Source organism: Pseudoalteromonas sp. TAB23 (genome assembly GCF_000498075.1).
Taxonomy (GTDB): domain Bacteria; phylum Pseudomonadota; class Gammaproteobacteria; order Enterobacterales; family Alteromonadaceae; genus Pseudoalteromonas; species Pseudoalteromonas arctica.
The window spans coordinates 1-11,482 of record NZ_AUTP01000257.1; the positions used below are offsets into that span (position 1 = coordinate 1).

Below are 11,482 nucleotides of genomic sequence, written 5' to 3' on the forward strand. Positions count from 1 at the left end.
TTAATGCCAGTCAGTTAACAGCTGACTGGCTTTTTTTATTGGGGTATTTACTGGGTTTTGGTTTCACACACCTCGGATACGCCCGCTCCCGTTTTATCGGCAATATGTGATGTTCAACTTGAGCTTGTAATTGCTCTATTGATTTAGGTATCCGTCCTGCATTTTCTATAAACATTGTATGAATAAGGTTAATAATACTAATAGCACACGTCGTAAAACTCAGGTGTTTTGCATATATTCCAGATTTTTTCTGCGCCATTTTCACCATCTGGTATCGGAGCAAGTTATAGCTCAACATTACGCCCCATAATTCTTGCGCTATCATCTCAGGTTTCTTGCTGCGTAGCGTAAAGTGACTATTCAGTAAGGTTTGTTTCATTTCTCGATAACCAAGTTCAATTTCCCACCGATCACTATAGAGGTCAACAATTTCAGCCTTAGGGAAACGCATTGGGTCTGTTAATGAAGTGAGTATATTCACCTCTTTCCCCTTAACCGTTTTTGTGACTAGCCTAACTTCAATGCTCTCTGGTAAATCGTCGAACTTTTTTCTCGCTTGTGCTGTTGCTTTTAGCTTGATGAGTTTGTCTTGACGACCTAGAGAGCGAACAATTTCATATTGCGTGCCTTTTCTCATCGGTTGAAGCCAATGCCTATTTACCCCAGCATGATGCCAACGATTGAGTAAGCCTAGAGAATAGAAGCCTCTATCAAATAACGTCAGTGAGTTATCGGGTGTTGCCTCGATTAAGTCTTCAGCCAACACCATTTCACTTGTACGACAACTATCAAAGGCGCTCCCCATTAATAAATGACTAGTTAACTCCATCAAACACACCATGCGAACCTGAGGGAAGGCCGTGTCACCATACTGATTTTTCCACATGGAGAATGCATGTTGATTTTCAGCAGTATCCGGTGTGCGCCAAATGACACCATCAACACCCAGTAGTGATAGCCCGCACCATGTGGGATGGTTCGCATCAGCATTCCACATTTGCTGACTTTGCTCAAAAACCTGTTTAACGGCATCAGCCCCAAGCCGCTGCCTAGCCTGTACAACCGCGCTGGGCGCAACGAGTTCTTTTTTACCTGGTAAAGCGAGCCCTAATTTACTGACAATACTCCACAGTGGGTCTTCACGATAAAACGACATACAAATGACTGTCCAAACGGCCATCTCAACAGGAAGCCTTCTTTTCCTTATCGTCGCGACACCTGCGGTTTCTGCGCATTGTTTGATAAACTCAGGGCATAAAAAATCACTCAGTTGACCTAAGCCTTCTGAATTGGGTGCGTAGCTATTGGCTAGAGAAAGTGCGGTAGTGAGTTGCAAAATAAAAGGCTCCTGAATAAATTCAGAAGCCTTTATAAACTAACCAGAAGATCGGTCAATGGATCGTTAAATATTTCTTAACTGATCGGCATTAAGCCTAGGCTGGTTTTTTAGTTTTCAAACGGTATTTAAGCTACAGTGATGTTTGCAAACTTACGTTTACCTACTTGGTAAATAGCTGTTGTGCCTTTTGCTATTTCAAGTTTGGTGTCAGTGATTTTATCTTCACCGTTAAGTTTAACTGCACCTTGCTTAATCATACGCATTGCTTCTGACGTACTAACTACTAAATTTGCTTCTTTAAGCAAGTTAGCAATTAAAATAGTATCTTCTGCGATAGTGATTGTCAGCTCTGGGATTTCATCTGGTAACGCTTTTTTCTGAAAACGCTGAATAAAATCATCATGTGCACCTTGTGCATCAGCTTCACTATGAAAACGAGCAATTAACTCTTTAGCTAGTTCTATTTTAATATCGCGCGGGTTAGTACCTTGCTCAACACGTTCTTTTTGAGCTGCAATTTCTTCAATAGAAAGCGCGCTTAATAAATCGTAATAACGCCACATTAGCACATCACTAATTGACATTATTTTACCAAACATATCGTTTGGCGCATCAGTAATACCAATATAGTTACCAAGCGACTTAGACATTTTTTGAACGCCGTCAGTACCTTCAAGTAATGGCATCATTAATACTGTTTGCGGCTTTTGCCCTTCAACTTTTTGTAGCTCACGACCCATGAGCAAGTTAAAGCGCTGATCAGTACCGCCCAGTTCAACATCTGACTCTAGTGCAACCGAATCCCAACCTTGTACCAGTGGATATAAAAACTCATGAATTGCAATTGGTTGACCGCTGCCGTAACGCTTTTTAAAGTCATCACGTTCAAGCATGCGCGCTACTGTTTGGTTAGCAGCAAGTTTTATCATACCTGCAGCGCCTAACTTTTCCATCCAAGTAGAGTTAAATGCAACAGTGGTTTTAGCAGGATCTAGAATTTTGAATACTTGTTCTTTATATGTTTCGGCATTGGCTAGTACGTCTTCGCGAGTAAGTGGTTTACGCGTTACGTTTTTACCTGTTGGGTCGCCAATCATGCCAGTAAAGTCACCAATTAAGAAAATAACCTCATGACCTAAATCCTGAAAGGTTTTCATTTTATTAATTAGTACAGTGTGCCCTAAATGTAAATCAGGGGCTGTAGGATCAAAGCCAGCTTTTATTTTTAGCTTTTTGCCCGACTTTAGTTTTTCAACTAGTTCGTCTTCAATTAATATTTCTTCTGCACCGCGTTTTATCTCTGCTAGAGCGGTTTGTAAATCCACTTTGTGTTACTCCAAAATTCTGCCTACGAAGGGGCGGACTAGTTACTTGTAATCACGGTTTAATATAGGTTTAAACCGAATATATATATGTAGCTAACATAACAAATTTCTACCTAATTAAAATAACTTTTTAAGTTATTAATGCAACTAAACAAAATGAATTGAGTCTTAGTTAGATAGGACGTTAAAAAAGGCTTCTTAACCCTGATTTTAGCGTAGTTTAAGGTTAGTTTAAATCTACAAAGCACTAGTATTCGTACATTATTAAGTATATCCTGCAATATTATGTATTTATTATCTTGACAGCAGAAAAAGGCACGTTATGGTTCACGTGGTTAACACTCTCCCAAAAAAACACAAATTGCTTATTTTAGGTTTAGTTTCTGCTATTGCCGGCTTGGCATTTCTTCCTTCTGAAAAAGCGACTGCTTCTAAAGACAATAATGCAGATGCATTAGAGATAGGCAAGCGCTATGAGTTACAAGTTAAAGTTGATGACAACGAAAAATTAACTGAGTTAAATTCAGAGCAAGCAGCAGAAAAGTTACCAGAATACGACTTTGTCGATCATAAAGTTAAAAATGGCGACAATTTAGCAATTATCTTCAAACGTGCTGGTTTTTCAGCTCAAACGCTCCATAAACTAATTAACACTAACGCAGAAACGCGCAAGCTAACTAAAATTCACCCCGGTGAAATACTTAGCTTTGCGACAGCTGAAGATGGCTCTTTGGCTCAACTGCGCTATGTGATTTCAAAAACCGATACTTTATTTGTTACCTTAAATGAAGAAGGTAACTACGATACAGCTATTGATAGTAAAGAAATTGAAACGCTAACCAAAACCGCTGGCGGCGAAATATCTAACAACTTTTGGACTTCAGCAATAGCGGCAGGTTTAAGCGAACGTCAAATAATGAACTTTGCTGACATATTTGGTTGGGATGTTGATTTTGCAAACGACATTCGTAAAGGCGATGTGTTTGGCTTAATTTATGAGTCTCATTATGTTGATGGCGAGTTTATTGGTACCGGTAAAATTATTGCCGCTGAATTTGTAAACCAAGGTCAGCGCTTTGCAGCGATTCGCCATACCGACGGCAATTTTTATACGCCTGAAGGGCGTAGCATGAAAAAAGCATTTTTACGTGCACCTGTAAGCTTTAAGTATATTAGTTCGAGCTTTAATCCTCGTCGCTTACACCCAGTTACTGGGCAAGTTAGAGCGCACCGTGGTATCGACTTTGCTGCACGCACTGGCACACCGGTGGTTGCATCAGGTAACGGTAAGGTAGTTAAAGCGGGTTACAGCAAGTACAACGGTAACTACGTATTTATTAGCCATGGCACACAATATGTAACTAAGTACTTACACCTAAATAAGAAACTAGTTAAAACGGGCCAAAAAGTTAAACAGGGCCAACAAATTGGTACTGTAGGTTCTACGGGTCGTGTTACTGGCGCGCATTTACACTATGAATTTTTAGTAAATGGCGTTCACCGTAATCCTAAAACAGTAAAACTTCCTAAGTCAGAGCCACTACCTCGCTCAGAACTTGCTAAGTTTAAACCGATTGCAGATAACTTTATTGCCCAACTTGAGCGCAATCGCGAGCTACAGTTAGCACTTAAATAAAGTTTATTAATAAACATTAAAAAAGCCTTTGCAGGTTTAACCTGCAAAGGCTTTTTTGTATACGCTAAAAACCATTAATACATTAATACATAAATGAGCTGAATCACTAAAGACACCATCACTAATGGCCAAATATATTTGCTGTATTTGGTTGCACCGTTGAGCCCTATTTTACTTTGATATTTTTCAAGCAATGGAATAAGTATCGCTAGCGCGACAAACAAACCAATTAAAATAACGAATATATTCATATCAATGCCCTACTTATGGTAGCTCATCGCCTTTAGCGCTTACATAAAGTGCATACCAATGCTCACGAGTTAGTTGTACGTTCACAGCATCACAAGAGGCTTTAATGCGCTTGGCATTAGTTGTTCCAATAATAGGCTGAATAGATGCGGGATGGCGCAGTAACCATGCAATAACAATAGCCTCAGCAGACGTATCATAAAGTGCAGCCAGCTTATTAACTAAAAGACTGGTGTTAATATCAGCCTGCGATGCGTTTGATAAATCACTGCCGCTGTATAATCCTTGGCATAGACTGCCCCAGCTTTGAATTTGAATTTCAAAATGGCGACAGTACTCAATACTACCGGGCGTAAAATTAAGATCCTTACCGTCACTGTTACCGGCATATACACCTTCATCAACAAACTGATGCTTTTGTAAACTAGCCTCAATTTGATTAGCCACAATCGGCATATCAAGTGCATGCTGTAAAAAATTCATTTGATGTTGCTGCATATTCGATACTGCAAAATTGCGCACTTTACCGCTTTCTTTTAAGCAACTAAATATACGAGCAATTTCGTTAACTTCCATGAGTGGATCAGGACGATGTAGCATAAGTACGTCTAAATAGTCTGTATTTAATCGCTTCAAGGATGCTTCAACTGATTGCTCAATCCACTTTGATGAAAAATCATAGCGCTTTGGCCCTAAGTCATCTTCAAAACGAATCCCACACTTAGATTGAATATACATGTGCTCTCTAAGCTCTGGTCGCTCGCTTAATGCTTTACCAAAAACCTGCTCCGCTTTACCAAAAGTATAAATATCAGCATGGTCAAAAAAGTTAATGCCACCTTCAATAGCGCTATCTATGCATTCATGAGTTTGCTTAACATGTGCATCAGTGATTGCGTCTTTATTCCAACCGCCGCCCAGACCCATGCATCCGAATACAAGTTTACTAACATGAGGTAAGTGCTTTGCTAAAGGTGTGTGAAGCATGATAACTATCCTTAAAATTTTGAAGAGCTGTTACTGTAAACAAAAAGCGCTGAACAAGAAACCATTTAGCGGTGAACAAATTAAGAACAAAAAAAAGCGCAGTAAACTGCGCTTAATGGTTAATCTATTTTAAATTACATTTTTAGCCAACGAGTGCTAGCAATATGCCCGCAGCAACTGCACTACCAAGTACACCCGCTACGTTGGGTCCCATAGCATGCATAAGTAAAAAGTTATGTGGGTTACTTTCAAGGCCAACTTTATTAACTACTCGTGCCGCCATTGGCACAGCCGATACACCTGCTGCCCCAATTAATGGGTTTATAGGTGTTTTAGATATGCGGTTAAGTCCTTTTGCCATAAATACGCCAGATGCCGTACCAATTGCAAAAGCCAGTGCGCCAAGCACTAAAATACCAATCGTCTCAACAGTTAAAAACTTATCTGCAGCAAGCTTTGAACCTACAGCTAAACCTAAAAATATAGTTGTAACATTGATGATTTCGTTTTGAGCACTGTTACTTAATCTATCAACAACACCCGACTCTCGCATTAAGTTACCTAAACAAAACATACCTACAAGCGGTATAGCAGCCGGTAAAAACATAGCCGTTAAACTAAGCACCATAAGAGGGAAAATAATCTTTTCCTTTTTAGATACTTTGCGAAGCTCTGGCATCTTAATTTTACGTTCTTCTGGGGTTGTTAACGCACGCATAATTGGCGGTTGAATAATTGGTACAAGAGCCATGTATGAATATGCGGCTACCGCTATTGCACCAAGTAAATCAGGTGCCAGTTTTGACGCTAAAAATATTGCAGTCGGTCCATCTGCACCACCAATAATGGCAATAGCTGATGCATCCTGTAGAGTAAACTCAAAGCCTGGTACATAATTTAATAATATTGCGCCAAACAAAGTAGCAAAAATACCAAACTGTGCAGCCGCACCTAATAACAACATACGTGGGTTTGCAATAAGCGCGCTAAAGTCGGTCAGCGCCCCTACTCCCATAAATATTAATAACGGAAAAATCCCCGTATCAATACCCACGTAATAAACGTAATACAATAGCCCACCTGGGTCTGACAAACCTGCCACTGGTACATTTGTTAAAATTGCACCAAAACCAATTGGTAATAATAATAGTGGTTCAAAGCCTTTAGCTATCGCTAAAAACAGTAATAAACACCCTACCGCAATCATTATCAACGATGGGATTGTAAAGTTAGCAATGCCAGTAGCATTCCAGAGGTTTAAAATACCTTCCATCCTCTATTTACTCCTAAGCTAATGCAATCATAGCGTCGCCGGTAGTTACAGCATCGCCTTCACCAACTAATACTTCAGCAATTGTTCCGGTATGCGTAGCGCGTATTTCAGTTTCCATTTTCATGGCTTCCATAATAATCACTACATCACCTTCGTTAACAACTTGCCCAGCTTTTACTTTAATTTTAAAAATATTACCTGCTAACGGCGCATTAAGTGTTTCGCCCGATGCAACCGATGCAGACTGAGGAATGTGCTCAGAATCCTTTAAAGTTACTTCTTTGAGTTCACCACCTTGCGCTACAACTACATCGTAAACTTTACCGTCTACTTTTACGCTGTATTGCTCAGCTTTAACGCTACTATTATTTGAGCCTGATTTTGGTGCTACCTTATTGCTCTTATCTTCAACAGTAGGAATAGGCTCAAATGCATCAGGGTTATTACGATTTTTAATAAACTTCAAACCAACTTGTGGAAATAATGCATAAGTTAGTACGTCATCAATTTGCTCATCAGCAAGTGTTAAACCTTGCTCTTGCGCTTCTTTTAATAATTCAGCTTCAAGCGTTGCAAGCTCTGGTGCAATGTTATCTGCAGGGCGACAAGTAATAACCTCTGCTCCATCAAGCACACGCTCTTGTAGCTCTTTATTCATTGGTGCTGGTGTTAAGCCATATTCACCTTTTAATACGCCAGCAGTTTCTTTAGTAATTGTTTTATAACGCTCACCCGTTAGCACGTTAAGTACTGCTTGAGTACCTACAATTTGCGACGTGGGTGTTACTAAAGGTAAAAAGCCAAGATCTTCACGTACACGTGGGATCTCAAGTAAAACTTCATTAAGCTTATCTGCCGCGCCTTGCTCTTTAAGTTGGTTTTCCATGTTTGTAAGCATGCCACCAGGTACTTGAGCTAGTAAAATACGACCATCAACCCCTTTTAAGCTACCTTCAAATGCCGCATATTTTTTACGTACATCTCTAAAGTAAGCAGCAATTTCTTCTAGATGATTTAAATCAAGGTCAGTATCGCGCTCGGTACCTTCAACTATCGATACAATAGTTTCAGTTGCTGTGTGTCCGTAAGTCATACTCATAGATGAAATAGCGGTATCAAGCATATCAATGCCTGCATCAATCGCTTTTTGATAAGTCGCAGTACTTAAACCAGTTGTAGCGTGGCACTGCATAGCGATAGGAACCGATACGGTTTCTTTAAGTGCTTTAATTAGTTTTTCAGCATCGTACGGCTTTAATAAACCCGCCATGTCTTTAATACAAATTGAGTGACAGCCTAAATCTTCTAATTGCTTAGCAAGAGTCAGCCACATATCAAGCGTATGAACAGGACTTACCGTGTACGAAATAGTACCTTGAGCATGCGCGCCTACTTTTATAGCCGCTTTAATCGCTGTTTCTAGGTTACGTACATCGTTCATTGCATCAAATATACGAAATACGTCAACGCCATTTTTATGTGCGCGTTCTACAAACTTTTCAACTACATCATCAGCGTAATGGCGGTAGCCTAATAGGTTTTGACCGCGTAATAGCATTTGCTGTTTAGTATTAGGCATCGCTTTTTTAAGCGCACGAATACGCTCCCAAGGATCTTCGCCTAAATAACGAATACACGAATCAAATGTAGCACCGCCCCACGATTCAATAGACCAATAACCTGCATCATCTAGCTTGCTAGCAATAGGTAGCATATCGTCTAGGCGCATACGTGTTGCGAGCAATGATTGGTGCGCATCGCGTAATACCAATTCTGTTAATTTTAATTTAGCCATGTGTGTGCCCCTTATTTATTATTTGATTTGTACTGAGCAATGGCAGCACTAATAGCAGCGATGTGCTCATTAGGCACACCTTGAGATTTAAAAGACGGTGATTTAGCTGGTGATGCCTCTGGTTCGCTATAGCGCGTCACCAAATTAGACATAAGCGTTACTGCACCAATTAATATCGACAGAAATACAAACACCCCAACCATACCAGTTAGCATTAAGCTACCAGCCGTTGTGAGTAGAGCACCTATATCCATTTTTCTCCCCCTTGAAACCCATATCGAAAATAAAAAATCGATTTAATTAAATATTTATTCACTGGATAATAACAAAACTAGTCGCTTTGTCTACATCTTGTAAATTGGTAAAACCAATTAAACTATAAACAACATAACACTCAACAAATTTACATGCCATAACCCAGCAATCATGCGCCCTACAATACATACAGAAAATAACGACTATAGCTAATAGTTATATGGAAGTTGTTAATTAACTATTCAACTTAATAAAAATAACCGCCAAATTTTATAATAAGTACAAAAACACACATCAATTGTTAATTGGTCTTACCAAAAATATTATTTTTAGTGAATATTTACCGGTAACTTGTAACAGTGTGAATAACTTACATAACAAAGCGTAAAAATTACTAACTAACTAATAACTAAAAACACAGTTAAAAACCATAACTATCTGATATAAAACAAAAATAAACTTTGGCATATAACTGGCATTAGTTATTGTGAGCAAATTTGATAACCAAGGAGAAAACAATGTTACGCTGGACAATTACATTTTTAGTTATTGCTTTAATCGCTGCAGTGTTAGGTTTTGGTGGCATCGCAGGTGCCGCAGCTGGTATAGCAAAAATTATATTTTTTATATTTTTAGTACTTTTAGTGATCTCATTAGTTTCAGGTGCACTACGTGGTAAATCACCCAGGTAGATAAAGCATTCAACTAACAAACACTAAAATTTAATTAATACTTACAAGGAATTACATTATGAATTCAACAACTGTAAAAGCAGCACTAATCGGTCTATTCGCAAGTTTCTTTATCATGGGTTGTGAAGACAATCATGCAGAAGACGCAGGCGAACGTATTGACGAAGCAGTAACTGACGTGCAAAACAAAGTAGAAGATGCATGTGAAAATGTTAAAGAAGGCGTAAACGCTGAAGAAACTAACTGTTAATTCTTCTTGTAACGCTAAAAAACGGCCTTAGGGCCGTTTTTTTGTGCCTGTAATAAAATCACTGACTATAAAGCTGCTCATTTAGCGGTTAGCTTGTTAAAATAAAAAAAACGATATTTAAAGCAAGGCAATATGGCATTTACAACAACCTACACACTAGATAAACCTTACTTTTACGAGTGCTTTGATGAGTCACTCCCCTACAGTAAGCGCGCCAAACCTAAGTACTTTTTACTTGTACTCCTCGTTGCGCTTGGTTTATTTGGCATTTATGTTTTAAACGATCATTACTTAGGATCGTTTATGATCATGCTAGGTGTACTAGAGTGCGTCGCTTTTTACTATCGCAGACCTTGGTGGGTAACCAGACAAATGCTCAGCAGAGCGTCAGGCTCAGAGGTAACACTTACCTTTGATGAAGAAGGCATTAAATCGGCTAATCATTACAAAAGCTTTCAGCTAACTTGGCAAGACATAAGCGAAGTAATAGATACTCAGCAAGGTATTATTATTAAAAATAAAAGCGGAATGCAGTACATTTCAAAACAAATACTAACCCCAGAAATACTCGCCTTTATAAACAAAAAAGCCACTCAGTGAGTGGCTTTTTGACTAGTTGAGTTAATTACTCAACTACGTATACGTGTTGATTAAGCATTGCCCGGATTAGGGTTCGACTTTTCAGCTTGTATGCGCATGTAAATCTCTTCACGATGCACTGATACGTCTTTTGGTGCATTAACACCGATTCGAACTTGATTTCCTTTAACACCTAGAACAGTAACTGTTACTTCGTCACCAATCATTAGGGTTTCACCTACTCTACGAGTTAGTATTAGCATTCTCTTGCTCCCATGTTCCAATAAAAATTATAAGATTCCGCTTAAACATACTAATGAAAATTAGACTGAAAAGTAAGTAAAAACTCTCAATCTATCCATTTTCTGTTAAAAATGCTTTGTGTAATGCACGAACTGCCAACTCTAGGTACTTTTCATCTATTAAAACTGAAATTTTGATCTCAGAAGTCGAGACTAAAACCACATTAATATTTTCCTGCGCTAATGCATCAAAAAATAAACTTGCTACACCAGAATGCGATTTCATACCCATGCCAACAGCAGAAACTTTAGCTACTGTTGGTAATCCGCTTATATTTTGAGCACTGAGTTGAGCTTGATCTTCGCTCAATAATTCAAGTGCTTGCAGATAATCATTCGAGTGCACAGTAAAAGCATAGTCTATTTTTTCAAAGATATGATTAACTTGATTAATCATATCTATTTCGATGCCATTATCAGCAAAAAGTTTCAATATTTTTGAAAGATATTGCGTACCGCTTGGCACACCATCTACTTTAATTAAACATTCGTCACGATTAAACGCAATCCCCGATACCACCTTGCTTGGCATATCGTTCTCCTCAAAACTTATTAATGTGCCTTCATCAGGATTAAAACTAGAAAGCACCCTAAGTGGCACATTGTGTCTACCTGCAGCTTCTACCGAGCGAATATGCAAAACTTTTGCGCCTAAACTTGCCAGCTCCAGCATTTCGGAAAAAGTAACTTGGCTCATTCTGCGCGCGTTAGGTTCAACACGAGGATCTGTAGTATATACGCCGTCAACATCTGTATAGATCTGGCATTCGTCGGCTTTTATAGCCGCTGCTATTTCTACA

13 protein-coding genes are annotated in these 11,482 nt (G+C 39.0%); 4 read left to right on the top strand and 9 right to left on the bottom strand.

Going from position 1 to position 11,482, the window contains the following annotated elements:
- Positions 1-10: 10 nt before the first annotated feature.
- A complete protein-coding gene (locus L654_RS0115405; RefSeq protein WP_024607224.1) occupies positions 11-1,336 on the bottom strand; it encodes an IS4 family transposase in 1,326 nt (441 codons plus the stop codon).
- Positions 1,337-1,464: 128 nt separating this feature from the next.
- A complete protein-coding gene (gene tyrS / locus L654_RS0115410) occupies positions 1,465-2,664 on the bottom strand; it encodes a tyrosine--tRNA ligase (RefSeq protein WP_007585427.1) in 1,200 nt (399 codons plus the stop codon).
- A gap of 322 nt (positions 2,665-2,986) precedes the next feature.
- Here tyrS and L654_RS0115415 point away from each other — a divergent pair, with 322 nt between their 5' ends.
- Entirely contained in the window at positions 2,987-4,300 is a 1,314-nt protein-coding gene (locus L654_RS0115415; protein WP_007585425.1) for a peptidoglycan DD-metalloendopeptidase family protein, read from the top strand.
- Between the two features lie 74 nt (positions 4,301-4,374).
- On the opposite strand, the gene L654_RS1000000128320 is transcribed toward L654_RS0115415, so the two are convergent.
- From L654_RS1000000128320 to L654_RS0115445, 5 genes are all read right to left on the bottom strand, one after another.
- Entirely contained in the window at positions 4,375-4,551 is a 177-nt protein-coding gene (locus L654_RS1000000128320; protein ID WP_007583822.1) for a hypothetical protein, read from the bottom strand.
- 13 nt (positions 4,552-4,564) lie between these two features.
- Positions 4,565-5,536 (bottom strand): aldo/keto reductase, encoded by a 972-nt coding sequence (locus tag L654_RS0115425; protein ID WP_024608366.1) that lies wholly within the window; start codon positions 5,534-5,536, stop codon positions 4,565-4,567.
- 142 nt (positions 5,537-5,678) lie between these two features.
- Positions 5,679-6,809: a sodium ion-translocating decarboxylase subunit beta gene (locus tag L654_RS0115435; RefSeq protein ID WP_002961942.1), complete on the bottom strand. Its 1,131-nt coding sequence runs from the start codon at positions 6,807-6,809 to the stop codon at positions 5,679-5,681.
- Positions 6,810-6,822: 13 nt separating this feature from the next.
- Positions 6,823-8,604 carry a sodium-extruding oxaloacetate decarboxylase subunit alpha gene (gene oadA / locus L654_RS0115440; RefSeq protein ID WP_024608367.1) on the bottom strand — a complete coding sequence of 594 codons (1,782 nt, stop codon included), beginning with the start codon at positions 8,602-8,604 and terminating at the stop codon, positions 6,823-6,825.
- A gap of 11 nt (positions 8,605-8,615) precedes the next feature.
- Complete coding sequence (locus L654_RS0115445; protein WP_007583814.1) at positions 8,616-8,858, bottom strand: OadG family transporter subunit; 243 nt, start codon at positions 8,856-8,858, stop codon at positions 8,616-8,618.
- Between the two features lie 519 nt (positions 8,859-9,377).
- Here L654_RS0115445 and L654_RS1000000127340 point away from each other — a divergent pair.
- The 3 genes from L654_RS1000000127340 to L654_RS0115460 all read left to right on the top strand — a co-directional run bounded on the left by L654_RS1000000127340 (position 9,378) and on the right by L654_RS0115460 (position 10,401).
- Positions 9,378-9,551: a DUF1328 family protein gene (locus L654_RS1000000127340; RefSeq protein WP_002961939.1), complete on the top strand. Its 174-nt coding sequence runs from the start codon at positions 9,378-9,380 to the stop codon at positions 9,549-9,551.
- A 58-nt stretch (positions 9,552-9,609) separates the two neighbouring features.
- The gene (locus L654_RS0115455) at positions 9,610-9,801 is read left to right on the top strand and encodes a hypothetical protein (RefSeq protein ID WP_007378921.1); all 192 of its coding nucleotides are present in this window, start codon (positions 9,610-9,612) and stop codon (positions 9,799-9,801) included.
- Between the two features lie 132 nt (positions 9,802-9,933).
- Positions 9,934-10,401, top strand: a complete 468-nt coding sequence (locus L654_RS0115460; RefSeq protein WP_024608368.1) for a YcxB family protein — start codon at positions 9,934-9,936, stop codon at positions 10,399-10,401.
- A gap of 50 nt (positions 10,402-10,451) precedes the next feature.
- On the opposite strand, the gene csrA is transcribed toward L654_RS0115460, so the two are convergent.
- Together csrA and L654_RS0115470 are read right to left on the bottom strand one after the other, a co-directional pair.
- The gene (gene csrA, locus L654_RS0115465) at positions 10,452-10,643 is read right to left on the bottom strand and encodes a carbon storage regulator CsrA (protein WP_004587515.1); all 192 of its coding nucleotides are present in this window, start codon (positions 10,641-10,643) and stop codon (positions 10,452-10,454) included.
- Between the two features lie 91 nt (positions 10,644-10,734).
- A partial coding sequence (locus tag L654_RS0115470; RefSeq protein ID WP_024608369.1) for an aspartate kinase occupies positions 10,735-11,482 on the bottom strand: 748 nt, incomplete at its 5' end.

Bases quoted from the DNA above. Each gene is read 5' to 3' on its own strand.
- L654_RS0115415 (WP_007585425.1), top strand. From the start codon at position 2,987: ATGGTTCACGTGGTTAACACTCTCCCAAAAAAACACAAATTGCTTATT.
- L654_RS1000000128320 (WP_007583822.1), bottom strand. From the start codon at position 4,551: ATGAATATATTCGTTATTTTAATTGGTTTGTTTGTCGCGCTAGCGATA.
- L654_RS0115425 (WP_024608366.1), bottom strand. From the start codon at position 5,536: ATGCTTCACACACCTTTAGCAAAGCACTTACCTCATGTTAGTAAACTT.
- L654_RS0115435 (WP_002961942.1), bottom strand. From the start codon at position 6,809: ATGGAAGGTATTTTAAACCTCTGGAATGCTACTGGCATTGCTAACTTT.
- oadA (WP_024608367.1), bottom strand. From the start codon at position 8,604: ATGGCTAAATTAAAATTAACAGAATTGGTATTACGCGATGCGCACCAA.
- L654_RS0115445 (WP_007583814.1), bottom strand. From the start codon at position 8,858: ATGGATATAGGTGCTCTACTCACAACGGCTGGTAGCTTAATGCTAACT.
- L654_RS1000000127340 (WP_002961939.1), top strand. From the start codon at position 9,378: ATGTTACGCTGGACAATTACATTTTTAGTTATTGCTTTAATCGCTGCA.
- L654_RS0115455 (WP_007378921.1), top strand. From the start codon at position 9,610: ATGAATTCAACAACTGTAAAAGCAGCACTAATCGGTCTATTCGCAAGT.
- L654_RS0115460 (WP_024608368.1), top strand. From the start codon at position 9,934: ATGGCATTTACAACAACCTACACACTAGATAAACCTTACTTTTACGAG.
- csrA (WP_004587515.1), bottom strand. From the start codon at position 10,643: ATGCTAATACTAACTCGTAGAGTAGGTGAAACCCTAATGATTGGTGAC.